Source organism: Knoellia sp. Soil729, from assembly GCF_001427985.1.
Taxonomy (GTDB): Bacteria; Actinomycetota; Actinomycetes; order Actinomycetales; family Dermatophilaceae; genus Knoellia.
On the sequence record NZ_LMSA01000002.1, the window covers coordinates 868,038 to 891,787 of the forward strand.

Consider the following 23,750-nt stretch of genomic DNA (forward strand, 5'->3'; position numbering starts at 1 on the left):
GATGCGGCTGAGGAGGCGTCGCCTAGTCCGGTCTATGGCGCCGCACTGCTAATGCGGTTTGGGCTAACCGCCCATCGAGGGTTCAAATCCCTCCGCCTCCGCACACTGGAATGCCCCGGAATCGCCCAGCGATCCGGGGCATTTCCTGTGCCTCCGGACCCGCCACTCACACCTGTGGGCACCCCGCCGTTGAATGGACATCATGACCACGGACCGGTCGACACCCAGCCAGCCCCCGAGCGCAACCCACCAGCTCCCGCGGCGCCACACCACGCTGTCCACCGGCATGGGCGAGCTGCTCGCGGTGGCGCAGGCGGAGGCGCTCGTCGGGCTCTACTTCCCCGAGCACTGGCACCCGCCGACCCCGGACACGATCGGCACCCGGGTCTCCGCGACCGGCGACCCGGTCTTCGAGGCGACGCGGCGCGAGCTGGCGGAGTACTTCAGAGGGCAGAGGACGATGTTCACGGTCCCGACGGCCGCGCGCGGGGACGCCTTTTCGGAACGGGTCTGGGACCTGCTGGCTCTCATCCCCTATGGCACGACGACGACCTACGGAGCGATCGCCCGCGAGCTGGGCAACCCGGGCCTGGCCCAGCGCGTCGGCCAGGCCGTCGGGCACAACCCCGTGAGCATTCTCGTCCCGTGCCACCGCGTCATCGGTTCCGATGGTTCGCTGACCGGGTATGCCGGTGGGTTGGAGCGCAAGGCCGCTCTGCTCGCCCTCGAGGAGCCTCCAGAGGTCGCCGCGTCCCGCCTCTTCTGAGAGCGGCTCAGGAGCAGATGTCGGCGTCGGCCTTGCGGGCCTCGATGGTGCCCGCGACCGTCGGCGTCGACGTGATCGTCGGCTTGGGGAGCGGAGCCCTGCCAAGACGATTGGGCACCTCGACGACGTTGGGGGCGCCTGCGCCGAGGATGACGCGCACACGAGAGCCCAGGCCCTCGACCTCCTTGAGCTTGGCGCCGGGGAAGGCCGCGGCCACGGTCCGTGCCGCCTCCGCCTGGCTTGCCGAGTGCTGGACGGTCACCCCACTGGCCTCCTCGGTGCCGTTGCTCGACACCGCCTTGACGAACCCCTGAACGCGCATCGCCTCGAGAGCCTGCTTCGCGAGGCCGACGACACCCGAGTCGTTGACGAGCTCGACCTCGATCTTGTCCGGTGCCACGGTCAGCGGCTTGGTGGTGGCGGTGGGGCTGGGCGTGGGCTTGGGCGTCGACAGGTCCCGGTCGGTGCGGATCGCCTCCCACAGGTCCTTGGCGGCAGGCGTCCACTGCACGCGGTTGTGGTCCGGTGCGTACTGCTCGGTGGGGACGGTGATGAACTGGATCTTGTCGATGCCGATGCCCTTGACGCTCTCCGCGACGTCGCGCATCGCGCCCACGCCGAACTCCGGGTCGGTCGTGAGGGACCGGGTCGCTGCATCGAGGAACCTCAGCAGCTTGTCCGGCCGCAGGAGCAGCGAGGACTTCGTGGCCTCCTGCACCACCGAAGCCATGAACGCCTGCTGGCGCTTGATCCGTCCGATGTCGGAGCCGTCACCGAGGCTCTTGCGGGTGCGGACGTAGCCCAGGGCCTGTTCGCCATTGAGCTCGTGCCGCCCGGGAGCCAGCGTGAAGTCGGCCTGCGGGTCGTCGATGGCCTTCGTGGTGCACACGGGCACGCCACCGAGCGCATTGACCATGTTCTTGAAGCCGCCGAAGTCGACGACCGCGAAGTGGTTGACGAAGACGTTGGTGTTGCCCTCGAGGGTGCGGATGAGGCAGCCCGGTCCGCCCGTCGTGAAGTTCTGGTTCCACTGGTGGATCTTCCACTGGTCCTTGGGGGCGTTGGCGTCACACTTCACCGGCGCGGGAACCATCGAGTCGCGCGGGATCGACACCATCGTCACCGACTTCCGGTCCCCCGAGATGTGCATGAGGATGTTGGTGTCAGAGTGCTGCCCCGGCTCCCACGCGCCGTCGCCGTAGCCCTGGTTGCCGGCACCCTGGCGGACGTCCGAACCCACGAGCAGGATGTTGAGCGGACCGGTCGCGAGGTCACCCGACGGGGTGGGGCGGTCGGTGCCGACCATCTTGGAGACGTCCAGCCGGTGGATGTTGCCGTTGAGGCGGACGTAGGCGGCCACGATGGTGACCACGAGCAGAGACGCGACGATCCCGGCCACGATGAGACCGCGACGCCGACGTGACCGGCGCTGGTGGGCGCGGTGCTCAGCACGCTGCCCGACACGCGAGGCCGATTCCCCGTCGGCATCGTCGAGCTGAGCGGCGTCGTCCTCGACACCGCTCTCGCCTGGTTCGTGCTGCACGGAGACCTCTTCGACCGGGGGGTAACAGGGCGCTGCACGAACCCCCGTCCGATGCCGCGCCCGCACGAGTCTAGAGGTCAACCCTGAAAGAAATCTGGGACGACCCCCGCTGCCCGACGTCACCACGCGGCATGGCACGGACGTGCGACGAGGCCCCCTCCGCCGTGGCGGAGGGGGCCTCGCTCAAAGGCTGTGGAAGTCCTCGGTCAGAGCGGGCGAACCTGCTCGGCCTGGGGACCCTTCGGACCCTGGGTGACCTCGAACTCGACCTGCTGGTTCTCGTCGAGGCTGCGGTAGCCCTGGGTGTCGATGGCGGAGTAGTGGACGAAGACGTCCGGTCCACCGCCGTCCTGGGCAATGAAACCAAAGCCCTTCTCAGCGTTGAACCACTTCACGGTGCCCTGTGCCATTGGGGTAACTCTTTCCTGTGTGTAGCACGTCGACGCAGCAGAATCGCGGCGCCAGCGGCTGCACCCAGCCGGACCCCGTCGAAAGTCCGGGACAACCCGGCTCAGACACATCAACGCCCGCCTTGGCGTGGAAGCGAGACGGGCGCGTACTGCGACCTGCGAGGAACTGCTGCGTGTGCAACCGCGCAAGAATTTAGCAGCATTCCCTGCTCAGGTCCCGGCGGACACGGGACCCGACACCAACGACAGACGCAGGTATGCCGGGGACTGCGGTCCCCGGCATACCTGCGCCTGTGCGTGGTGGTTCCGGGGTCAGGGCTTGACCGCCAGGACGGCGCAGGTCGCGTCGAGCAGGACCTGCTGGGCGGTGCTGCCCGTGACCACCTTGCCCACCGGCGACCGCTTGCGGACACCGATGACGATGAGCTCGGCACCGACCTCGGCCGCGACCGAGAGGATCTCGTCGGCCGGTGCCAGTCCGCGCGTCATCTGCCTGACCTCGTGCTCGATCCCGCGCTCGGTGAGCTGCGAGTCGAGTGCATCGAGGTCCTTGGCATCCGCAAAGCTCGGTCCCGAGTAGTCGCCCATGACACCGGAGTTCACGACGACGAGCTTGGAACCCCGCCGCTCCGCCTCGGTGATGGCCGCGTCGACCGCAGCCAAGCCCTGAGGACTCGGGATGTAGCCGACGACGATGGTCACGGCGCGTCCTGGCTGAGCTTGGTCGCACCGGTCATGATCGCGACCCCTTCACCCATGTCGTGCGTCTCGGGGGTGATGACACCGGCCCGACCGCCGAGCCGCTGGATGTGGATGCGGTCGGCGACGTCCCACACCTGCGGCATGTTGTGCGAGATGAGAATGACCGAAAGCCCCTTGTCACGCAGCTGTTTCACCATGTCGAGGACCATGCCGGACTCCTTGACACCCAGGGCAGCAGTGGGCTCGTCGAGGACGATGACCTTGCTGCCGAACGCCGCAGCCCGGGCCACGGCCACCGCCTGGCGCTGGCCACCGGAGAGGGTCTCGACCGCCTGACCCATGTTCTGGATCGTCTGGATGCCGAGGTTCTGCACCGACTCACCGGCCCGCTGCTCCATGCCCTTCTTGTCGAGCATCCTGAGCACGGAGCCCAGTGGACCCTTGCGACGGTCCTCGCGGCCGAGGTAGAGGTTGCTCGCGATGTCGAGGGCCGGGATGACCGCCAGCTGCTGGTAGACCGTCTCGATCCCGGCGTCGCGGGCGTCCTGCGGCTTGCGGAAGGAGACCGGTTCGCCGTTGAGCCTGATGTCACCAGAGTCGGGGACGTAGGCCCCGGTGAGGCATTTGATGAGCGTCGACTTGCCGGCACCGTTGTCACCGATGACCGCGAGGACCTCGCCGGGGTAGAGGTCGAGGTCGACCCCGTCCAGGCCGACAACGCGACCGAAGGTGATGACGATGTCGCGTGCCGAGAGAACGGGCTCCTGGGAGTAGACGTCCTCCTTGCCGGAGGGGACACCGCCGTGGGCGACCTCGAGCTCCCTCGTGGTGTTCATGCCTTCACCTTTCGAATCCACTGGTCGATCGCGACGGCGACGATGACGAGGGCGCCGGTGGCCAGGTAGCGCCACTGCTGGTCGACGCCGAGCTGGGACAGACCAAACGCGAAGGTCTGCACGATGAGGGCACCAATGAGGGTGCCGATGAGCCGACCGCGTCCACCGAAGAGGCTGGTGCCCCCGATGACCACCGCGGTGATGCTCGCGAGGTTCGCGTCGGGAGCGGCGTTCGGCGTCGCCGCACCCGCCCGACCGATGAGGATCCAGGCCGCGATGCCGTAGATGAGTCCCGCCACGGTGTAGACGCCGAGGAGGATTCGCATGCTCGGCACACCCGAGAGGCGAGCCGACTCCGCGTCGTCACCCACGGCATACACATAACGTCCCCACGCTGTCTGGGACAGCACGAACCCGATGACGGCGTAGAGCAGGATGACGACGACGATGCCCCACGTGATCCTGAACTGACCGATGCCGAAGCCCTTACCCAGGAAGTTGAGGGTGTCAGGGAGCCGTGCGGCCTGGATGCTCGAGCCACCCGAGTAGAGCAGCGCGATCGCCGTGAAGATGCTCAGCGTGCCGAGCGTCACGATGAACGGCGGCAGGTTGATCCGGGTGACAAGGAGCCCGTTGAGCAGGCCGGCACCGGTGGCGAGCGCGACGCCGATGAGCAGGGCGAGGACTCCGGGCATCCCGTCGTCACGCGCCAGCGTGGCCATGACCATCATCGACAGCACCATGATGGCCCCGACCGAGAGGTCGATGCCGGCGGTGAGGATGACGAGGGTCTGCCCCACGGCGAGGGCAGCGACGATGGCGGTCTGTTGCAGCAGGATGCCCATCGAGCTCGGCGTGAGGAAGGTCGGCGTCGCGATGAAGAAGGCGAGGAACGCGACCAGCAACAGGAACAGTGGGCTCAGCCACGGCTTGCCGTGAAGCTGATGCTGCAGTCGCTGCAGGGGCGACTGCTTCCGCCGGGCGAACTCGGCGGAGGCGGAGGTGGCCTCGACCGTGCTCATGCTCACTTGCCCCAGCAGATCTTGGCGCCCTCGTCCGCAGTGATGCTCTTGACACCGTCGACGGGCTTGTCGGTCACCAATGCCACACCGGTGTTCTTGAAGTCGAGGCCCGCGTCGGGCTTGGGCTTCTCACCGCCGCGGGCGATGGAGGCGATGGCTGCCATGCCCTCGGTGGCCATCTTCAGCGGGTACTGCTGTGCCGTCGCCCCGATGACGCCGCTCTTCACTGCAGCAACGCCAGCGCATCCACCGTCGACCGAGACAATGGTGGCCGTCTTGCCCGCGGCCTGGAGAGCAGCATTGGCACCGACTGCCGTCGGCTCGTTGATCGTGTAGACGAGGTTGATGCTCGGGTTCTTGGCCAGGCACTTCTCCATCGCGGTCCGGCCGCCATCCTCGGCACCGTTGCCCGCCTCGTTGCAGACGATCGTGTACTCGCCACCACCACCGGCGGTGTACTTGCCCGTCTTTGCCTCGTCGCCGTTCTTCTTGGGGTCGGCGACGTCGATGCCCATGCCCTCGAGGAAGCCCTGGTCGCGGTTGTAGTCGACCGAGACGATCTTGTCGTCGAAGAGGTCGATCAGGGCGATGGTGGCGGGCTTGCCTGCCATCGTTCCGGCGGCCCACTGGCCGTCGAGCTTGCCGGCCTCGCGGTTGTCGGTGGCGAAGGTGATGTCGACGGTGTCCGGGGGGTCGGGCGGGGTGTCGAGCGCGATGACGTACAGACCGGCGTCACGCGCCTTCTTGATCGCCGCGTTGACGCCGGTGCTCATCGGCGTGATGAGGATGCCCTTGTCGCCGCGGGCGATCGCGTCCTCGATGGCGGTGATCTGGCCCTGGTCGTCGCCCTCCTGCTTGCCCGAGGCCACCGTGAGCTTGACGTTGTTCTTGCTCGCGTCGGCCTTGGCTCCCTTCTGCATGGCGACGAAGAACGGGTTGGTGGAGTCCTTGGTGATCAGCGAGACGCCCACGGGGGCCTCACCGCCGCTTCCTGATCCGGAATCGGCGCCGCTCGACCGGTTGCAGGCTCCTAGCCCGAGCGCCGTCGAGGCCGCCACCGCGCACACGAGTGCGCGGGATGCACGGGGGGAAAAGTGCATGTCATTCTCTCCTTGTCCGATGACAACGTTGTCACGACATGTATATGCCCGGGGTTGCTTTCCGGTCAAGGGATGGCGTACAACCTGAGACATGGTTGTGACATCGTTGTCAGTGCGGTGTGCCGCGCGTGCTTCCCATGGGTGAGCAGGGCGGGCGCGCCACGATGCGCGACGTGGCCGCTGTCGCCGGGGTGAGCATCAAGACCGTGTCACGAGTCGTCAACGCCGAGGCGGGGGTCGCCGACGCGGTGCGTGAACGCGTCCAGGATGCGGTGCTCCGGCTCGACTACCGGCACAACCTCGCGGCCAGCAACCTCCGCCGCGCGGGCGGGCGCAGCGGCCTCATCGGGGCCCTGCTCCAGGACGTGAGCAACAGCTTCTCCGCAGCCCTGCTGCGCTCCCTCGAGGACGCGGCCCGTGACCGGGGTACGGCGATCCTGTCGGCGAGCCTGGACGAGGAGCCCGAGCGCGAGCGCTCACTGGTGCACGACCTCGTCACCCGGCGCGTCGACGGACTCGTCCTCATGCCCTCGACCGACCGCCAGGACTACCTCTCGTCAGAGGTCCGCGCGGGTCTTCCCGTGGTCTTCGTCGACCGCGACCCGGTCGGGGTCGACGCCGACTCGGTGACGATCGACAACTTCGAGGGCGCCCGGATGGGAGTGGAACACCTTCTTGCACAGGGACATCGGCGCATCGCCTGCCTGACGGACCTCACCGAGATCTACACCGCGCGCAACCGCAGCGACGGTTACGTCGCGGCGTTCCGCGCACACGGTCTGCAGCCCGACCCGCTGCTCTCTGCGCAGGGACTGCGGGGGCCCGCGGCAGCCGAGGCCACCGTGCTCCGGCTGCTCGACCTCGCCGAGCCCCCCACGGCGATCTTCGCGGGACGCAACGACCTCGCGCAGGGCACCATCCGGGCCCTGAGAGCCCGTGGGCTCAGCGACTCGGTGGCCCTCGTGGGGTTCGACGACTTCCCCCTCGCCGACCTCATGACACCGGCCCTCACGGTGGTGCGCCAGGACGTGGCCCGTCTCGGTCGCATCACGGCCCACCTTGTCCTCGGCCGCATCGACGGAGACAGCTCACCGCCTCAGCGCATCGTCGTGGACCCCACGCTCGTGGTCCGCGGCTCGGGCGAGATTCCCCCACCCTGACCTCGATGTCGCGCCCCGCCGGGACCCTCGCTGATGCGAGTCGTCCCAGCGGGGCACGGCCGGGAGCCGACCATGGCGTGGCTCCGCCTGGGTCAGGGTCGGATCGGCGTGACCTTGATGTCGATCGCCTTTGCCGTCCCGCCCACCGCGTACGTTGCGACACCTGTCGCAGACGCCGGCGGGTAGATGAGGTCGGTGACCGAGCGCTGGCCACCCTCTGCGAGGACTTCCACGGAACTGCGGTCCAGGTATGCCGTGAAGGTCACTTCTCCGTCGCGGACGGTCACCGGCGCCTCCTCGACGCTGGCGAAGAGGGCGTTGAACCCGACGTCACCACTCTTGGTGCGGTCCACGACCAGCGTGCCGTCGCCACGGACGCCCACCTTGGTGCCAACCGCGCCGTCGGCAGTGCGCCGCAGCACGACACCTGCCTCGCTCGCCGAACCGAGAGCGACACGGACGTCCACCCTGGCCACCGACGCATCGAGCCCGGTGGCCTTCTCACCCGATGGAACCGGCCGCACCTTGGCCTGCTGCTTGTCGCGGTTGACCGCGACCTTGTCGACGCCCGTGACGGGGGTCTGGCGGAGCTGCGGCCCCTCCGAGGACGACACCAGAGACAGGGTTCGCGGCATGGTCATCTGGCCGCGCCACGGGTTGGTCGGCACGTCCTGCGCGTACTGCCAGTTGTTCATCCAGCCGATGGTGGTGCGCTGGTCGTCCGGCAGGCCGTTGAAGGTCACCCCGGCATAGTTGTCACGCCCGAAGTCGACCCAGCTGGCCCGGTCCGTACCATTCTTGGCTGGCGTCGAGGCGAGCATGAACTGGTCGGCAAGGATGTGCCCCCAGCCGCCTGAGCTGTGGTCGATGATCCGGATCTTCGCCTCGCGGCCCTGCAGGTCGCCGAGGTCCCACGAGGCCCAGTCGAGCGCCTCGCTGTCGGTGCCGGTGCTCGAGCGCACGACCTCCCCGTCGACGACCAGGTTGACCGTCGTCTGGGTGTCACGCGGTCCGGCGGCGGTGTCGGAGAACCGGATGTCGTCGACCATGAGGTGCCCCCAGTCGCCGCTGCTGTTCTCGTCACGGATGACGAGGTGCGCCTGTGCGCCGACCACCGAGCGGGCGTCGATGTGGCGCCAGTCCATGTCGCCGGAACTGTTGCCGGTCACGGATCCGACAACCTGCCCACCGGAGACGAGCTCGACCACCGTCGGGCCACTCGTTCCCAGAGGATGAGCGCCCCCCGCCGTGAGCAGGTTGACGTAGTCGCGGGTCACGGTGAACTCCGGCGAGACGAAGGTACCCGTGGCGGTGTCGCACTTGTCCGGGACGACGCAAGTGTCCAGCACCTTGTCGCCCTGGTGGTAGGGCAGGCCCGAGCTCGTCGCGCCGTAGCCCGAGAAGTCGCCGGTGGCGGTCCACCCCGCCGGCAGGTGGGTCGCCGAGTCGAGCGACTCGAAGTCCTCGAAGAGCTGGCCGCCCGGATCGCCCTGTGTGGCACCGGGAACCGCGGGATGGCGACCGCCGGCGACGAGGAAGTTGAGGTGCCGCTGGTTGACGGTGAAGCTCGGTGAGGTCAGCTCGCCCTGGGCGGCGTCGAAATCGATGAAGCTGTTGACAAGGTGCTTGCCGACGTAGCCGGTCACCGTCTGCTGCCCGGGAAGCGTCCCGGTCGCGGGCTCGGAACCGAAGGCGGTCCCCGTCGGGGTCCACCCGCTATACCCGTCCTCGAACCCTTGGAGAAGCGTGCCGGCGGGTGGCTCGTAGGACGCCGGTCCGTCAGCCGTGAAGGTCGTCCCGTCGAAGTCACCGACGAAGTACTGGGTGCCCGACCCACCGGCGATACCGCCGGGGTTGAGGCTCACGAGCATGACCCACTTGATGTTCGTCGGGTCACCGTCGACAGCGAGTGGGAAGAGGTCCGGGCACTCCCAGACCCCGCCGGTGGCGTTGCGGGGTCCGAACTCGGACAGGCGCGTCCACTGCTTGAGGTCGGTCGAGCGCCAGATGAGGACCTTGTGTTCGTTGGCAATGACCGTGACGAGGCGCCACTCCTTGGCCGGCGAGTACCAGAACACCTTGGGGTCACGGAACTCACGCGAGCCGATGTCGATGACGGGGTTTCCCGAGTACTTGGTCCAGGTCTGGCCGTCGTCGGTCGAGTAGGCGAGCGACTGGGCCTGGATTCCGTCGCGACCGCTGGCGGCGGTGTAGGCGCTGGTGTACATCGCCACGAGCGGCGGGTTCTGCGTCGTGCCGAAGCCCGAGCTGTTCGTCGTGTCGACGACCACCGAGCCGGAGAAGACCCCCTCGTTCGCGTCGAACGGGATGGCCACCGGCTGCTGCTGCCAGTGGACGAGGTTCTTGCTCGTCGCGTGCCCCCAGGACATGTTGCCCCAGCGGTCACCGAGCGGGTTGTACTGGAAGAAGAGGTGGTAGACGCCCTTGTGGAAGACGAGACCGTTGGGGTCGTTCATCCAGTTCTTGGCAGGGCTGAAGTGGTAGGCCGGACGGTGCTGCGAGGTGTCCGCGGCCGCCGTCCCGACGCCGACGGCGGCAAGCAGGGCGACGACGAGCAGGACGACGCCGTGGCGGTGAGCGCGGCGATGGTGAGTGAATGGCATGAAGGCCCCTCCGAATATGACAACGTTGTCATCAACCATGAGACGGGTGACCGACGGGTACGTCAAGAACGGGTTTCGCATCCTGAGACCCGGGGCCTTAGGACGCGGTCGAGGAAGAACTGGGCGGCGGGTGTGGGATTTGAACCCACGAGAGCTCTCACTCTGGTCGCTTTCAAGGCGACTGCACTAGGCCACTATGCGAACCCGCCAGCGCACCGGCATACCGATGGACGACAGACAGGGTATGCCGGGAGCGCCCTGGATGCGGAACCCGGACTTCCGCGTCGTGCCGGGTAAGGTCGCAGACCAGACGGAAGGGAGCCCCTCGTGCCCAGATTGAGTTTTCTCGCCGGCCTCGCCGCCGGCTACGTCCTCGGCGCGCGTGCCGGCAGGCAGCGCTACGCCCAGATCAAGAAGGTGTCCGGGAAGGTCTGGCAGAGCCAGCCCGTCCAGAACCAGGTTGCTGCGGTCAAGGAGAACGCCCGCACCAAGGCCGCGCCCGTCGTGGCCGACTTCGTGGCCGACGCCGCCAAGGCCACGGGCGAGAAGTTGCGCGCCTCGCGCACCATCCCGTCCCGGATCGCCGATGGCAGCGACCGCACGACACGCACTGACGCGTGGGTCGCCTCGGACTCCTCTCGCGGCGATGACCCCTGGGCGACGGCCACCAAGAACTGACCACGGGCCCCTCCGTCCGTCGTCCGCTCCTTTCACAGCGCCTGCGGATCCGGCTGCTCCAGCGACCGGATCCGCAAACGCTGTGCGCGTGGTGTCACCTGGTGCCGCCCAGACCCAGCAGGACGAGGGAGGGCACCGATCCCGGCAGCGCCAGGTCGGCGAGCACCATGGCCGTCCCCGCCACCCCGTTGAGCAACGACACGTCCCCGTCGGCTCCCTGAAGCCCGCAGGGCCAGTCCTCGGGGTCGACAGGGGCTGAGCGCACAAAGCTCGCCGCGGCTGAGAGCGCCCGCTCGCGATGCTCCGGCACCCCGAAGACGTCAGCCGCGAGCGCCACGGTCCCGCTGGTCCCCCCGGCGCCGTGGCACAGGGTCCATCCCCCGGGCACGGCGTCCACCCCCCGCTCTGCCGCGAGCCCACCCGCCCGGCTCATCGCCTGCCCACACCGCTGGACGGCCATCTCCGCCTCGGCCCGCGTGGTGTCCAGCGACCACGGGACCTCGAGGCCGCCGGCGGCGAGCTCCAGCAGACGCAGCCGCACGGCACCCGCACCGGCAGCGCCATGGCACCAGAGGTCGGGCCACGTCACGTCCCCCTCGCGCAGGTCGGGCCAGCCGCCGCGGGCCGGGTCCGACCACGAGGCCTCCCAGGCCAAGGCCTCACCGGCGAGGTCGAGCGCCGCGGCAGCCAGTCGCGGCCAGATCGCCGCGGCCTCCGCCAAGGCCCAGACCACACCGGAGGCACCGTGGGCCAGACCGCACAGCGGTCGCCCGGGGTCGCCCCCGAGCCGGGGGTCGGGCCAGCTGCGCCCCCACGCCTCGACCCGGGACCGGTGCCTCAGCTCGGCCACGATCGCCGCAGCGTGTTCCTCGTCACGACGCACGCGGGCCAGGCTGAGCAGGATGCCACCCAGCCCGTCGGTGAGGTCGCTGCCGTCGGCCCACCTCTGTGCCACCGACCCACCGACCCGCACCAGCAGGTCGACCCCCGCCTCCCCCACGAGCATCCCTTCCGGCGTCCCCTCGCCCGACGGTCGTGCTCGCAGGAGCGAGTCGCTTCCCGAGGCAGCCAGCTCGACCGCGTCCGGCCGGTTCAAGGCGGCGCCAAGATGGGTCAGGGCCCACACCACGCCGGCATCGCCGTCGTAGAGCGAGCGTCGACCGGCCACGACCCCGACCGGCCGACCATCCGCACCGAGCTGCCACGACGGCCACGTCGGCCCGGTCTCGTCGATGACGGCGGTCCTCACGAGCAGGTCGAGGCAGCGATGGGCAGCGTCGACCACGGCATCGCGTTCGTCATCGACCTCAGCGTCCGGCATCACGGCGCTCATCGTGACACCCGGTCAGCCACGGCGAGAGAACGGTGCGGTGCTGCCGGGTCGATCCCGCGAGAGCGGAACTCGTCCGCGACGCGGTGCAACCACGTGGGGTCCGACAGCCCATCCCTGCCCCATCTCTCGTATGCCGCCACGATCGCCGCACAGCGCACCTCACCGAAGCTTGCCCCCGTCCCGGGATCCTCGGCCCAGCCGATGCCCTCACCCAAGGGCTCCGTGAGCGGTGGAGGCGTGCCTGAGGTCAGGCCGGCCACTGCGCGCGCCACGGCATCACGGTCGTCCTCCCGGCCCGCTCCGGCGAGGTAGGCCACGACCGCGTCGCGCCGGGTCAGGCCGTCGACCGTGGGAGCCAGCTTGAGCATCCACGAGTCGGCCTGCACCAGCGCGGTCGTCACGGCATGGACGACCGGCGCCACGAGCCCGGGCGCCGGGTGGAGGTAGACGCGCAGGATCGGCCCGGGTTGCGCCTGCAGGTCCCAAAGTGGACCCCAGGTGCGCCACCACCCGTCCTGGACGACCGCTCCGAGCCTGCGCGAGGCACGCACCCGGTCCCCCACCCGCGGCGGGAAGCCCGGCCGACCGCTCGCCGTGACGTACTCGCCACGGCACAGCGCCCGGCGCCCCCGAGGAGTCGCGACGACGATGACACCGGCCACGCCCGTGCCCACCACCTCGGACTCTCCGTCGGCCCACTCGGAGCCACCCACGTGGGCGGCACGCGCAGAGGTCGCAACCGGCGGGTCCCAGAGACGTGACGCCGTCGGCGAAGGTGAGCAGCCGGCATACCACTGGCTGTAGAGCAGGTCTGCTGCCGCGAAGGCGCCCGACGTGCCCACGAGCAGGTCGCGTGCCGAGAGCACCTGCGCCGCGTGGTCCGCGCGCCAGCCGTTCATGGCACGACTTTCTCCGCCGCGTCGAGCGCGCCGGTGAGGAGCCGCGAGACGTCGTCCGCGCCGTCCTCCCCCAGCGTCAGGGCGACCTGCCACGCGGTGAGGAGTGCACGGACACAACGCCACCCGGGCGTGACCATCGCGGGACCGCAGGCGGCCCAGTAGGCCTGCAGGCAGAGGGCAGCGAGGTCGTTCCCGGGCATGGAGAGGTCGTCGAGCATGGAGGCGGCAGAGACCAGGTCGTGTTCGGGACAACCCCGTCCGCCGAGCTCGAAGTCGACGAGGCCCACCCTCACCTCGCTCGCCGCGGTGGTGCGCACGATGACGTTGCCCGGTGAGATGTCCCCGTGGATGAGGTGGCTCGGTCGCCAGTGATGCGCGGTGAGGTCCAGGGCCCGCCGGACCACGGGGTCCGTGAGGGCCTCGAGGATTGGCCGGGTGCCAGCCATCGTCGTGCCTCCGGCCATCGAGGGCGGCAGGTGCTCCCACAGCGGCCAGGGACGCGGGGCCTCTGGGACATCGCCCGACGTCACGTGCCGGTGCAGTCGGGCGAGGGCCCGACCGAGGTCGACGGCGGCGGGCCGCAGGGCCGCCGGGTCTCGCACCACCGACAGCTCCTCGCCCGGCAGCGCAGTCATCCACACCGACCCTGGTCCCCCCTGCAGGATCAGGGTCGGTGCGAGATCGAGGGGTGCGACGGAGCGCAGGACCGCCGACTCCGTGGCGACGGTGTCGTCACCGTCGAGCCGGGCTGCGGCTCCGGCCTGCTTGACGAACCCCTTGGCGGAGCCGTCGTGCTCGATGACGTGCACGGCGTTGCTGCGCGAGACCGCGCGCACCCGCACCCGTCCGGCGCGGACGTCCTGCACGGGGACGAGCCCGTGCCGGACGGCCGCGCCGAGCAGGCTGGGGGATGAGGCCACGGGTCAGGCACCGCCCGCCGCGCCGGAGGCCGAGCCCGAGCTCTGGGTGCCACCGGCATCGCCGGCCTCGACGGCGTCGACCTCCTCGAGGGCAGCGAGGTAGCCGCTCCAGTAGAGGTCGTCGGCGACCGCACCGATCTCGTCGGGAGACCCGCCATAGCCGCCGTCGCTTCCACTGAACCCACCGCCGCCTCCCCGGCTCCAGTCCTCGATCGGCGGTCGCTCGAACTCGCCACCGCAAGCCCGGGTCGGGAGGGGACAGGAGTACCGGGTGACCTTGAGGTCGCAGATGACGGGCCGGGTCACCTCGCAGGTGACGCTCCGGGTGACGACGTCGCAGATCTGCGGCCGGGTCACGGTCGGGCACAGCGCCACCACACGGGTCTTCACCGTCGGGCAGCTCGCGTCGTAGCGCGTGCGAAGGCACACGGCCAGCCTCGTGTTGAGACAGGTCAGAAGTGGGCGCGTGGCCGGCACGACCGCCGGGAGGAGCAGGTCCACCCCGAGCTCGTCGAGCACCGCCTGCACCGGGTTGGCGAAGGTCATCGACCCGTCGTTGCTACCGGCGAAGAGCAGGCCGACGACGTTGCGCGACATGTCCTGGACGACCGACCCGGAGTCACCGTGGTCGGAGAAGCGCGGGTTGCGCGTCGTGTCGGTGTTGATGCGGATCTGGTGGTGCAGCGTGTGCGAGCCCACGTCGCTGCCGTAGTTGATGCTCACGGTGAAGTCGGTCGAGGCCACCGTCCCGAAGGTGTGCTCGGTGGTGCGGCCGCGCTTCTGCACGGCCATGCCGACCGTGGCCGCGGTGCTGCCGGCGACGTCGCCCACGCCGGTCACCGAGGCCGACCACGGCTGGGACGCGTCGACGGTGATGACTGCGCCGTCCACGCCGTCGGAGAGCGTGGCCCGGGTGAGCGAGCCGAACTCACCGGTGGGCGAGCCTCCGTCGACGAGCGAGGGCTGCACCTGGCGGTCGCCCACGCTCCAGGTGTTGTTGACGCAGGCGACGTGGAAGTTCGTCAGTGCCATCGTCGCGCCACTCGCGCGGTCACGCACCATGGCTCCGAGGGTGCCGACGAAGACGTAGTTGCCGGCCGACGGGACGTCGGGCGGGCTCAGGTATACGGAGCGTCGCGGCCCGATGCCGATTCCACCGGCGAGCGTGGGGTAGTCGGCCGTGTCGACGAGCAGCTCCACGTCGTCGAGCTGGCGGTAGGCCGGCTGCAGCTCGATGACGAGCTCCTGGACGTCGGTCTTGATGCCGTCGATCTCCGTGGGGATGGCGGCGCCCTTGGCGAGCTTGGAGGTCGGCTTCTTCTGCTCCACGAAGACGACGATGCTCAGCTCGCCGGTCTTCTTGCCGTCGGTCTCCTTCTCGGCGATGTCGACGGCGACGACTCCCGGCTTGGCGATCAGCTCGTCCTCGACGGATTCCTTCACCGGCCTGATGGCGGCGCGCTGCGCGGCCTGTTCGTGCTGTGTTGCCATGGCGTGCTCCTGGGGTTGGGGTCGGGACCGCCCCTGCGCGGCCCCGACAGTGGACAAGGAGTCGGCCGGCCCGCGCCAGATACATCCGGCAACGAAGAAGTTTCTCGGACAACTCGCGCCTGCCATGTATCTGGCCGGCTGTGCCCGCCTCCTTCCCCTGTGAACGCCTAGTCCCTACGCTGAACCAACGGCACCAGCCGCCGGGGTTCGGTCCAGAGCTCACGGAAGGCCCAGATGAACCACAACGAGCGGCCCGAGCGGCCCACCCGACAGCTTCCTGCGACAGTTCTCCCGGCCACTGCCGTGCGTCGACTTCGCGCCCGGCTCCTCGACCCGAGCACCGCGGTCCGCAGCGGCGGGCAGGAGCTCGAGCCCACGGCATACGTGGGTGACGTCCTTCTCGTCCCCGGAATCCCGGGGCGGTCCGCAGACCGCACCGTCGACACGCTCGAGCGTGCTGCACGCGATCTCGGGTATGCCGTGGTGCCGGAACCCGACGAGTCTCTCGTCGGTCTCGCCACGGAGAACGAGCTGCTGGACAGTCTGGACAAGGTCGGGCACACGGCGGTCCGGCTCGTGCCGTCGGGCGAGCGCGGGGAGCGGTTCCCCGTGGCACCGGCAGACGCCTGGGAGGTGCTGCAGACCGCTCGCGCCCTCGATGGACGGGCCGTCGCCGGTGTGGGGCTCGCCCACGTCATGACCGCCAGCGGCTGGGGGCAGGGCATCGGCTGGGGCCAGGGCATCGGCTGGGGCCAAGGCATCGGCTGGGGCCAAGGCATCGGCTGGGGGCAGGGCATCGGCTGGGGCCCGAGCGACCGCTTCCCCGTCGTCTGGTCGGCACCACCGCCGGTTCGCGAGGAGGGCGGCCCCGTGGTCGCCACGCTCGACACCGGCCTGGGTCAGCACGACTGGTTCCTCGAGGGCGACAGCGCCGAGCGACTCCCGGAGCCCGCAGGCATGCCCCGCGAGGTCGACGGTGTGACGATCGACCTCGTCAACGGCCAGCTCGACCCACTGGCGGGCCACGGGACCTTCATCGCCGGTGTCGTCCGCCAGCACTGCCCCGACGCACGGATCCTCTCGGTCCCCGTGATGTGGGGTGATGGCACCGCCGACGAGCGCGACGTGGTGCAGGCGCTCGCCGGGCTCTACGTGCGGCAGTCGCTCGCGATGCGCTCGGGGGGCGACCCGGCCCAGTCCATCGACGTCATCACCCTGTCGCTGGGCTACCGCCATGAGACCCCGGGCGCCTTCGACGACGAGGAGGCGCTGTTCCGCGTCCTGCGCGGGCTGGCCGAGCTGGGCGTGACGATCGTGGCGGCCGTGGGCAACGACGCCAGCGACGTCGAGTTCTTCCCGGCGGCCTACGCCTCCCATGTCACGACGGGTGCTCCCATGGTGAGCGTCGGGGCACTCAACCCCGACCGCCGCACGGTGTCGGTCTACTCGAACACCGGCCCCTGGGTGCAGACCTATGCGGCCGCGACCTCCATCGTGAGCACCATGCCGACGACCTTCAACGCCTCTCGCCGCAGCGAGCTGCTCCACCAGGCGAACCCCGGAGCCCTTCCCGCAGTGCCCACGCGCGGCGCAGCCGACTCCGACGACTACACCGGAGGCTTCGGGCTGTGGAGCGGCACATCCTTCGCTGCACCCGCCCTCGCCGGCGACATCGCTCGAGGTCTCGGCCGGGAGCGACCCGGCGACGTCGACAAGCGCAGCGAACAGGCCCGTGAGATCGTGACAGCAACGCTCGCGGCCACCGCCACGTCCCTCAGGGAGGAGAAGTGAACGCCGACCGGGTCGAACGCACCGGCCAGACGGAGCACACCGCGCCCGGCCTTGCGCTGTCCGCCGCCAGGGCCTTCTCGCTCCACCGTGCCGGCGACTCCAGCGCCATGGGGCAGCTGGTCGACGACGTCACGCCGCTGCTGTGGCACACCGCCCGGTCGCAGGGCGCCGACCCCACCACGGCGCAGGACGTCGTGCAGACCACCTGGCTTCGCCTCGTCGAGCACACCAACGACATCAACGACCCGCAGGCCGTGCTCCAGTGGCTGCTCATGACCACCAAGCGAGAGGCCTGGAGCGCGGTCAGGCGCGGCCGGCGCACCGTCCCGAAGGAGCCCTGGGATGAGCCTTCCTCGATCGACCCCACCGGTCCCTCCCGCCCGGCCGACCCGGCGACCGCCACCGAGGATGCCGAGTCCGCCACCACCGTGTGGCGTCACGTCGAGAGCCTGCCCGAACGGTGCCAGCAGCTGCTGCGTCTCGTCGCGTTCGTCGAACGCCCCGACTACGGCGTGGTGAGTGCCGCACTCGGCATCCCCGTCGGCAGCATCGGACCCACCCGTGGCCGGTGCCTGGCCAAGCTCCGCGCCGCGCTCTTGGCCGACCCGACCTGGGAGGTGACGGCATGAGCTCCCCGCAGAGCTCCGAGGAGGCGCTCGCTGCGCAGCCCCTGGACTCCACCGACGAGCGAACTCTCAGGTTGATCCGCACCCACCTCGAGCGCGTGGACCCCGTACCGGTCGACCTCACCGAGCGCGTGAAGTTCGCGATGTCGGTGGCCAGCCTCGAGGCCGAGATCGCCCATCTCATGAGCGACAGCGCGTCCGTGGGTGCCACCCGCACGACCGAGTACGACCGCGTGTCGACTGTCACCTTCGAGAGCGAAGGGTTGAGCATCATGGTGAGCCTCGAGCCTGTGAAGGGCGGCTCCACCCTGATCCGTGGGTGGGTGACCTCACCGGGAGCCGACGTGGAGCTGCGCGAGCACTCCCGCAGCCAGGAGGTGACGGCCGACGAGGACGGCCGGTTCGTCTTCGACCGGGTCGCGCGCGGCACCGTGCACCTCGTCATCCGGCGCAACGACGAGCCGGGCACCCGCCCGGTGATCACGCCGGGGATCGAGATCTGAGAGGACGCCCTCGACGCCACTGGACACAGCCCGCGAGCTGCACGCGCGAGGCCGGTCGGAGAACTCCGCCGGCCACTACCGGCGTGCCGACTCAGCGCTGAGCCGCGCGCTCAAGGTGCTGGACGGGCCCGACGTCCACGACCTCGACCCCATGGAGGTCCTGCGTCTGCGCGCCAGGATCCACATCACCCGGGCGGTCGCGCGCTTCGGCATCGACGGCCCCGAGGCAGGCCTGAGCGTCCTCGACGAGGTCCACCGGATGGTCGAAGGACAGGCACCTGCCCTCCTCGGCGCCCAGGCGCACCTCCAGGCCGGAGCGATCAACGTCATGGCCTCGAACTGGCGGCAGGCGCTCGTGGAGCTCGAGCAGGTCGAGCCGCACCTCGACGAGCTCGTCGTCCCGGAGAGGTGCGCGGCGCTCATCAACCGAGGGCTCGCGCACCTGTCCCTGTTCCACCTCGACCTCGGCCGCGCGGACCTCGAGGCGGTGGTCGCCTTGGCCGTGGAGCACTCCCTGCCCCTCGAGGAGTTCAAGGCGCGGCACAACCTCGGCTGCCTCGCCTACCTCGCCGGTGACATCCCGGGCGCTCTGCGACTCCTGGGTGAAGCCGCCGAGATGGACGTCGACATCACCACGGCACGCGGCCACCTCGACCACGGCAAGGTCCTCCTCGACGCCGGGCTCGTCGACGAGGCCGAGGAGGTCCTGCAGCGTGGCCTCGACGCGGCGCGACTGGACCGACAGCCCTTCGAGCGGGGCGAGATCCACCTCGACCTCGCGCGAGCAGCCCTGCTCCGGGGAGACATGGCACAGGCCCGGATCCGGGCAGGCAACGCGGTGCGGACCTTCCGCGCCATCCATGCAGCCGGTCCGGCCGAGGAGGTGGAGCTGCTGGGGGCCGTCATCGACCTCGGTGTGGGGCGCCGCCTGACCCGGGCGGCCCAGGTCGCCTCGCGCTGGGACACCCCCACGCCGACCCTCCCCGCCGAACGCCTCGCCACCCGCATCCAGGTCGAGGTCGCCCTGGCGCGACACGACCTCGGCACCGCCCGCGCCCAGCTCACCCGTCTCGGGAGCGGCCATCCCGTCGCGCTGGGCGTCCTGCTCCACGAACACCTGCTCGCCGCGATGCTGGCCGAAGCGGAGGGCGACCACACGCGCGCGACCGGGATCATGCGCGAGGCCGCCGCACGGCTCGCCCACGACCAGGGCGACGTGCACAGCCTCGAGGTCCGCGCAGGCCTCGCGTTCCACGCTGCCCGCATCCGCGACGCCGACGTCGCCGCGGCCACCGACTCGGGGTCGACGGCCGAGCTCTTCGAGAGCGTCGAGAGGTGGCGGGCGGCCTCGCACCGCACTCCCCCGCTGCGACCCTCCGACGACGCGGAGACTGCCGCCCTGGTGGGGCGCCTGCGCCAGATCCGGCAGGCCGGGCCCCACGAGGCGTCCGGGCCCGTCGATGACGAGGTGACGACCCTGCAGGCCGCGATCACGGCACGCCTGCGTGCGGTCCGTGGGGACCGGGTAGGCGAGGACCTCCATCCCGCGACCGCCCAGCTGGCCCTGGAGACGGCAGCCGAGCGGGGCGTGACGCTCGTGACGTTCCACGAGATCCGGGGCACCGTGGTGCGCCTCGTCCTCGACGGGTCACGCATCCTCCAGAGCGTGCTGGGTCCCGCAGGTGACATCGCGGCGGCGGCCGTGAGGGCCCACGCCGACGTCCGGGCCACGGCGCTGGCGCCTCCGTCCATGGCGGCCTTCCTCGGGCAGGCACGAGAGCGATCGCTGCTCGAGGTCGACCGGGCGCTGTTCGGCGGGGTGCAGGTGGAAGGCACGGTGGTGGTCGTCCCGACGACGGCGCTGGCGTCGCTGCCCTGGCGCACCCTGCCGTCCCTCGCCCCACACCCGGTGGTCGCTGCGCCGTCAGTGACGGCGTGGGTCCGGCGACCCACCCTCGCCACCCGCAACCCGAGCGTCGTGGCGCTCGCCGGACCGGGTCTGCCGCGAGCACACGAGGAGGTGAGCGGAGTCTCGAAGGCCTGGGGCCGGCATACCGGATCTGCCGGTGGCACAACGCACGGCGGGTATGCCGTGACGTCCGACGTGCGTGATGCGCTCGCCTCCTCGAGTGTCGTGCACCTTGCGGCGCACGGGCACCACGTCGACCAGAGCCCTCTCTTCTCGAGCCTGGACCTGGCCGACGGACCGGTGTTCGCCCACGAGCTGCGCGCACCCCTCGCGGCAGAGCTCGTCATCCTGTCGGCCTGCGACGTGGGACGGACCCGGGGGCAGGCCGGGGACGAACCCCTCGGGCTGGCCGCGGCCCTGCTCAGCCTCGGGGTGCAGTGCGTCGTCGCGGCGACGAACCCCGTTCGCGACGACGTGGCAGCGGCGGCGATGGTCGACCTGCACCAACGACTCGCCGCTGGCACCGATGTCGCAACGGCCCTGCGCGACACCGCTGCCCACGTCCCGGGCGCGGAGGCGTTCTGCGCCTACGGCAGCACCTGGCAGACCGGCTGACTGCCCGTCCGGACAGTCAGATGAAGAGCGCCGGCTCGCTGAAGAGCGCCTCGTAGGGGTCCTCGCCGGGATGCCCCGGGAAGCGGACGATGGCGGGCACACCGGTCGCGATCGCCCCCGCCGGGACGTCCTTGACGACGACGGAGTTGGCGCCGATCTGGACGTCGTCGCCCACCTCGACAGCGCCGAGGATCCGCGCCCCCGCACCGATGGTCACGCGGTCGCCGACCGTGGGGTGGCGCTTGACCCTGGCCAGGGTGCGGCCGCCGAGCGTGACCCCGTGGTAGAGCATGACGTCGTCGCCGACCTCTGCCGTCTCACCGATGACGACCCCCATGCCGTGGTCGATGAAGAAGCGCTTGCCGATCGTCGCGCCGGGGTGGATCTCGACGCCCGTGGCGGCACGGGTCAGCGTCGACAGGGTGCGGGCGACGGGCTTGAGGTGCGGGCGCTGCCACAGCTTGTGGGCGACCCGGTGGGACCAGATCGCATGCAGCCCGGGCGAGTTCAGCACGAGGTCGGCGCGCGACGCCGCTGCCGGGTCGCGGGCGATCGCCGCGTCGACGTCACCGCGAACGCTCGCCGCGGCCCGCTGGACGCGGGACCGCAGGCGAGCGAACGGCATACCCTTCTTGCCCGAAGTCAGCATGAGCTAGTCGACAAGTCCCTCGAAGAGGATCGTCGAGAGGTAGCGCTCGCCGAAGCTCGGGATGACGACGACGATGGTCTTGCCGGCGTTCTCGGGGCGCGTCGCGACCTGGTTGGCGGCGGCGAGGGCGGCACCGGAGGAGATGCCGACGAGCAGGCCCTCCTGGGTGGCGGCCTTGCGGGCCCACTCCACCGAGGTCGCCGCGTCGATGTCGATGACCTCGTCGTAGATCTCGGTGTCGAGGATCTCCGGGACGAAGTTGGCGCCCAGGCCCTGGATCTTGTGCGGGCCGGGAGCGCCGCCGTTGAGGATCGCCGACTCCTGGGGCTCCACGGCGATGATCGTGACCTCGGGCTTGCGCTCCTTGAGGACCTGACCGACGCCGGTGATGGTGCCGCCGGTGCCGATGCCGGCCACGACGATGTCGACCTTGCCGTCGGTGTCGCGCCAGATCTCCTCGGCCGTGGTCTTGCGGTGGATCTCCGGATTGGCCTCGTTGGCGAACTGGCGGGCGAGGATCGCACCCTCGCGCTCGGCGGCGATCTCCTCGGCCTTGGCGACCGCACCCTTCATGCCCGTGGACGGCTCGGTGAGGACGAGCTCGGCGCCATAGCCACGCAGCAGCGCGCGGCGCTCCTTGGACATGGACTCCGGCATCGCGAGGACGACCTTGTAGCCGCGGGCCGCGCCGACCATGGCGAGCGCGATGCCGGTGTTGCCGGACGTGGCCTCGACGATCGTGCCGCCGGGGGGAAGCTGACCGGAGGCCTCGGCAGCGTCGACGATGGCGACACCGATGCGGTCCTTGACCGAGCTGGCGGGGCTGTAGAACTCGAGCTTCGCAGCGACGGTCGTGCCCTCGGGCGCCTCGATGATGCGGTTGATCCGCACGAGCGGGGTGTTGCCGACTGCTTGGGTGACGTCATCGAGGATGGGCATGCAGGTCTCCGTTGCTTCGTGTCACGGGCGCGGTGCGCCGCTGGGCGGTACTGGTGATGGTTCGGGGGTGCAAAAACAGCCGTGCTGCTTATATGCGGTCCAACGTCACGTTATCGCAGCGTGTTCCCGCGGACGAAGAGTCCGTATGCCGTCACCTCCCACCGGGCGCGCACCTCCCTTGGGAGGGTGCGGGCGCTGGGGTGAACGACCTACGGTCGGAAGACACGACGACGAGGAGCGGATATGCGCATCGGATACACGTTGATGACAGAACAGAGCGGCCCCAAGGACCTCGTCCGGTGGGCGGTGGGTGCCGAGGAGGCGGGCTTCGACTTCGAGGTCATGAGCGACCACTACTCCCCCTGGCTGTCGGCGCAGGGGCACGCGCCCTACGCGTGGAGCGTCCTCGGCGCGGTCGCGCACGCGACAGAGCGGGTCGACCTCATGACCTACGTGACCTGTCCGACGCTGCGCTACCACCCGGCCGTCATCGCCCAGAAGGCCGCGACCATCCAGCTGCTCGCCGACGGGCGCTTCACCCTGGGCCTGGGCAGCGGCGAGAACCTCAACGAGCATGTCGTCGGGGAGCGGTGGCCCGCAGTCGCCACCAGACAGGACATGCTCGAGGAGGCGATCGAGGTCATCCGGTCGCTGCACACCGGCGAGCTGGTCGACCACCACGGAGAGCACTTCCGGGTGGAGTCGGCGCGGATCTGGGACCTGCCCGACGGGGGCGTGCCCATCGGTGTGGCGGTGAGCGGCGAGGAGTCGATCGCCCGGTTCGGCCCCCTGGCCGACCACCTCGTTGCCGTCGAGCCCAAGGCCGAGCTCGTCAAGGGGTGGAACGAGACCGAGGGCGCACCGCGGATCGGGGACGGCGCGCGCGCCATCGGCCAGATCCCCATCTGCTGGGATCCCGACGAGAAGGCGGCCGTCGAGCGGGCCCACGAGCAGTTCCGCTGGTTCGCCGGCGGTTGGGCCGTCAACGCCGACCTGCCGACCACGGCTGGCTTCCACGGGGCGACGCAGTTCGTCCGGCCCGAGGACGTCGCCGAGTCCATCCCCTGCGGGCCCGACCTCGACGCCATAGCCGAGGCGGTCGCCGAGTTCGACACGGCGGGGTTCACGGACCTGGCGCTCGTGCAGGTCGGTGGCGAGCACCAAGAGCGCTTCCTCGCCGAGGCCGCCGAGCCCCTGCTCGCGAAGCTGCGTGCCTCCTAGCCCGTGAGTCCCG

The 23,750-nt window shown here is 70.2% G+C and carries 21 protein-coding genes and 2 tRNA genes; 9 read left to right on the forward strand and 14 right to left on the reverse strand.

What is annotated here, in order from left to right; translation table 11 throughout:
- Positions 1–11 precede the first annotated feature (11 nt).
- Positions 12–101 (forward strand) — tRNA-Ser (locus ASG74_RS09130).
- Between the two features lie 101 nt (positions 102–202).
- Positions 203–766, forward strand: a complete 564-nt coding sequence (locus ASG74_RS09135; RefSeq protein ID WP_056143430.1) for a methylated-DNA--[protein]-cysteine S-methyltransferase — start codon at positions 203–205, stop codon at positions 764–766.
- Between the two features lie 7 nt (positions 767–773).
- Here the strand turns inward: ASG74_RS09135 and ASG74_RS09140 are convergent, their stop codons facing one another.
- The 6 genes from ASG74_RS09140 to ASG74_RS09165 all read right to left on the reverse strand — a co-directional run bounded on the left by ASG74_RS09140 (position 774) and on the right by ASG74_RS09165 (position 6,379).
- A complete protein-coding gene (locus ASG74_RS09140; protein ID WP_235498874.1) occupies positions 774–2,309 on the reverse strand; it encodes an LCP family protein in 1,536 nt (511 codons plus the stop codon).
- A gap of 206 nt (positions 2,310–2,515) precedes the next feature.
- Positions 2,516–2,719: a cold-shock protein gene (locus ASG74_RS09145; protein ID WP_009776543.1), complete on the reverse strand. Its 204-nt coding sequence runs from the start codon at positions 2,717–2,719 to the stop codon at positions 2,516–2,518.
- A 312-nt stretch (positions 2,720–3,031) separates the two neighbouring features.
- The gene (locus tag ASG74_RS09150; RefSeq protein ID WP_056141781.1) at positions 3,032–3,421 is read right to left on the reverse strand and encodes a universal stress protein; all 390 of its coding nucleotides are present in this window, start codon (positions 3,419–3,421) and stop codon (positions 3,032–3,034) included.
- Positions 3,418–4,257 carry an ATP-binding cassette domain-containing protein gene (locus ASG74_RS09155; RefSeq protein ID WP_082569617.1) on the reverse strand — a complete coding sequence of 280 codons (840 nt, stop codon included), beginning with the start codon at positions 4,255–4,257 and terminating at the stop codon, positions 3,418–3,420. The genes ASG74_RS09150 and ASG74_RS09155 overlap by 4 nt, the downstream gene beginning before the upstream one ends.
- Positions 4,254–5,279, reverse strand: coding sequence for an ABC transporter permease (locus tag ASG74_RS09160; protein ID WP_056141784.1), 1,026 nt, complete (start codon positions 5,277–5,279; stop codon positions 4,254–4,256). The genes ASG74_RS09155 and ASG74_RS09160 overlap by 4 nt, the downstream gene beginning before the upstream one ends.
- A gap of 2 nt (positions 5,280–5,281) precedes the next feature.
- Positions 5,282–6,379 carry a substrate-binding domain-containing protein gene (locus tag ASG74_RS09165; RefSeq protein WP_056141787.1) on the reverse strand — a complete coding sequence of 366 codons (1,098 nt, stop codon included), beginning with the start codon at positions 6,377–6,379 and terminating at the stop codon, positions 5,282–5,284.
- A 137-nt stretch (positions 6,380–6,516) separates the two neighbouring features.
- Between ASG74_RS09165 and ASG74_RS09170 the strand changes: the two genes are divergently transcribed.
- Positions 6,517–7,539, forward strand: coding sequence for a LacI family DNA-binding transcriptional regulator (locus ASG74_RS09170; RefSeq protein WP_056141790.1), 1,023 nt, complete (start codon positions 6,517–6,519; stop codon positions 7,537–7,539).
- Between the two features lie 92 nt (positions 7,540–7,631).
- On the opposite strand, the gene ASG74_RS17870 is transcribed toward ASG74_RS09170, so the two are convergent.
- Together ASG74_RS17870 and ASG74_RS09180 are read right to left on the reverse strand one after the other, a co-directional pair.
- Positions 7,632–10,163 carry a glycoside hydrolase family 32 protein gene (locus tag ASG74_RS17870; RefSeq protein ID WP_082569618.1) on the reverse strand — a complete coding sequence of 844 codons (2,532 nt, stop codon included), beginning with the start codon at positions 10,161–10,163 and terminating at the stop codon, positions 7,632–7,634.
- 124 nt (positions 10,164–10,287) lie between these two features.
- Positions 10,288–10,372 (reverse strand) — tRNA-Ser (locus ASG74_RS09180).
- Positions 10,373–10,490: 118 nt separating this feature from the next.
- Here ASG74_RS09180 and ASG74_RS09185 point away from each other — a divergent pair.
- On the forward strand, positions 10,491–10,841 hold the full coding sequence (locus ASG74_RS09185) for a hypothetical protein (RefSeq protein WP_056141792.1): 351 nt from the start codon (positions 10,491–10,493) through the stop codon (positions 10,839–10,841).
- A gap of 94 nt (positions 10,842–10,935) precedes the next feature.
- On the opposite strand, the gene ASG74_RS09190 is transcribed toward ASG74_RS09185, so the two are convergent.
- Genes ASG74_RS09190 through ASG74_RS09205 form a run of 4 tightly spaced genes read right to left on the reverse strand, consistent with a single transcriptional unit; the run spans position 10,936 to position 15,484 of the window.
- A complete protein-coding gene (locus ASG74_RS09190; RefSeq protein ID WP_082569619.1) occupies positions 10,936–12,174 on the reverse strand; it encodes a lanthionine synthetase LanC family protein in 1,239 nt (412 codons plus the stop codon).
- Positions 12,171–13,073: a T3SS effector HopA1 family protein gene (locus ASG74_RS09195; protein WP_056141798.1), complete on the reverse strand. Its 903-nt coding sequence runs from the start codon at positions 13,071–13,073 to the stop codon at positions 12,171–12,173. Before ASG74_RS09195 ends, ASG74_RS09190 begins: the two co-directional genes overlap by 4 nt.
- Positions 13,070–13,993 (reverse strand): phosphotransferase family protein, encoded by a 924-nt coding sequence (locus ASG74_RS09200; RefSeq protein WP_056141801.1) that lies wholly within the window; start codon positions 13,991–13,993, stop codon positions 13,070–13,072. Before ASG74_RS09200 ends, ASG74_RS09195 begins: the two co-directional genes overlap by 4 nt.
- 3 nt (positions 13,994–13,996) lie before the next feature.
- The gene (locus ASG74_RS09205; protein WP_056141804.1) at positions 13,997–15,484 is read right to left on the reverse strand and encodes a hypothetical protein; all 1,488 of its coding nucleotides are present in this window, start codon (positions 15,482–15,484) and stop codon (positions 13,997–13,999) included.
- A gap of 234 nt (positions 15,485–15,718) precedes the next feature.
- On the opposite strand from ASG74_RS09205, the gene ASG74_RS09210 reads away from it, so the two are divergent.
- The 4 genes from ASG74_RS09210 to ASG74_RS09225 all read left to right on the forward strand — a co-directional run bounded on the left by ASG74_RS09210 (position 15,719) and on the right by ASG74_RS09225 (position 20,928).
- A complete protein-coding gene (locus tag ASG74_RS09210; RefSeq protein WP_056141807.1) occupies positions 15,719–17,275 on the forward strand; it encodes a S8/S53 family peptidase in 1,557 nt (518 codons plus the stop codon).
- Positions 17,272–17,904: an RNA polymerase sigma factor gene (locus ASG74_RS09215; RefSeq protein WP_056141809.1), complete on the forward strand. Its 633-nt coding sequence runs from the start codon at positions 17,272–17,274 to the stop codon at positions 17,902–17,904. Before ASG74_RS09210 ends, ASG74_RS09215 begins: the two co-directional genes overlap by 4 nt.
- Positions 17,901–18,404: a hypothetical protein gene (locus ASG74_RS09220; RefSeq protein ID WP_056141812.1), complete on the forward strand. Its 504-nt coding sequence runs from the start codon at positions 17,901–17,903 to the stop codon at positions 18,402–18,404. Before ASG74_RS09215 ends, ASG74_RS09220 begins: the two co-directional genes overlap by 4 nt.
- A gap of 115 nt (positions 18,405–18,519) precedes the next feature.
- Positions 18,520–20,928 (forward strand): CHAT domain-containing protein, encoded by a 2,409-nt coding sequence (locus ASG74_RS09225; protein WP_056141815.1) that lies wholly within the window; start codon positions 18,520–18,522, stop codon positions 20,926–20,928.
- A 16-nt stretch (positions 20,929–20,944) separates the two neighbouring features.
- On the opposite strand, the gene cysE is transcribed toward ASG74_RS09225, so the two are convergent.
- On the reverse strand, positions 20,945–21,577 hold the full coding sequence (gene cysE / locus ASG74_RS09230; protein ID WP_442910082.1) for a serine O-acetyltransferase: 633 nt from the start codon (positions 21,575–21,577) through the stop codon (positions 20,945–20,947).
- Positions 21,578–21,580: 3 nt separating this feature from the next.
- On the reverse strand, positions 21,581–22,516 hold the full coding sequence (gene cysK / locus ASG74_RS09235; protein WP_056141818.1) for a cysteine synthase A: 936 nt from the start codon (positions 22,514–22,516) through the stop codon (positions 21,581–21,583).
- Between the two features lie 243 nt (positions 22,517–22,759).
- Here cysK and ASG74_RS09240 point away from each other — a divergent pair, with 243 nt between their 5' ends.
- The gene (locus ASG74_RS09240; RefSeq protein ID WP_056141822.1) at positions 22,760–23,737 is read left to right on the forward strand and encodes an LLM class F420-dependent oxidoreductase; all 978 of its coding nucleotides are present in this window, start codon (positions 22,760–22,762) and stop codon (positions 23,735–23,737) included.
- Positions 23,738–23,750: the final 13 nt, after the last annotated feature.

Excerpts from the sequence above, each read along its gene's own strand:
- ASG74_RS09135 (WP_056143430.1), top strand. The coding sequence starts at position 203 with ATGACCACGGACCGGTCGACACCCAGCCAGCCCCCGAGCGCAACCCAC.
- ASG74_RS09145 (WP_009776543.1), bottom strand. The coding sequence starts at position 2,719 with ATGGCACAGGGCACCGTGAAGTGGTTCAACGCTGAGAAGGGCTTTGGT.
- ASG74_RS09155 (WP_082569617.1), bottom strand. The coding sequence starts at position 4,257 with ATGAACACCACGAGGGAGCTCGAGGTCGCCCACGGCGGTGTCCCCTCC.
- ASG74_RS09160 (WP_056141784.1), bottom strand. The coding sequence starts at position 5,279 with ATGAGCACGGTCGAGGCCACCTCCGCCTCCGCCGAGTTCGCCCGGCGG.
- ASG74_RS09165 (WP_056141787.1), bottom strand. The coding sequence starts at position 6,379 with ATGCACTTTTCCCCCCGTGCATCCCGCGCACTCGTGTGCGCGGTGGCG.
- ASG74_RS09170 (WP_056141790.1), top strand. The coding sequence starts at position 6,517 with ATGGGTGAGCAGGGCGGGCGCGCCACGATGCGCGACGTGGCCGCTGTC.
- ASG74_RS17870 (WP_082569618.1), bottom strand. The coding sequence starts at position 10,163 with ATGCCATTCACTCACCATCGCCGCGCTCACCGCCACGGCGTCGTCCTG.
- ASG74_RS09190 (WP_082569619.1), bottom strand. The coding sequence starts at position 12,174 with ATGAGCGCCGTGATGCCGGACGCTGAGGTCGATGACGAACGCGATGCC.
- ASG74_RS09195 (WP_056141798.1), bottom strand. The coding sequence starts at position 13,073 with ATGAACGGCTGGCGCGCGGACCACGCGGCGCAGGTGCTCTCGGCACGC.
- ASG74_RS09205 (WP_056141804.1), bottom strand. The coding sequence starts at position 15,484 with ATGGCAACACAGCACGAACAGGCCGCGCAGCGCGCCGCCATCAGGCCG.
- ASG74_RS09210 (WP_056141807.1), top strand. The coding sequence starts at position 15,719 with ATGAACCACAACGAGCGGCCCGAGCGGCCCACCCGACAGCTTCCTGCG.
- ASG74_RS09220 (WP_056141812.1), top strand. The coding sequence starts at position 17,901 with ATGAGCTCCCCGCAGAGCTCCGAGGAGGCGCTCGCTGCGCAGCCCCTG.
- cysE (WP_442910082.1), bottom strand. The coding sequence starts at position 21,577 with ATGCTGACTTCGGGCAAGAAGGGTATGCCGTTCGCTCGCCTGCGGTCC.
- cysK (WP_056141818.1), bottom strand. The coding sequence starts at position 22,516 with ATGCCCATCCTCGATGACGTCACCCAAGCAGTCGGCAACACCCCGCTC.
- ASG74_RS09240 (WP_056141822.1), top strand. The coding sequence starts at position 22,760 with ATGCGCATCGGATACACGTTGATGACAGAACAGAGCGGCCCCAAGGAC.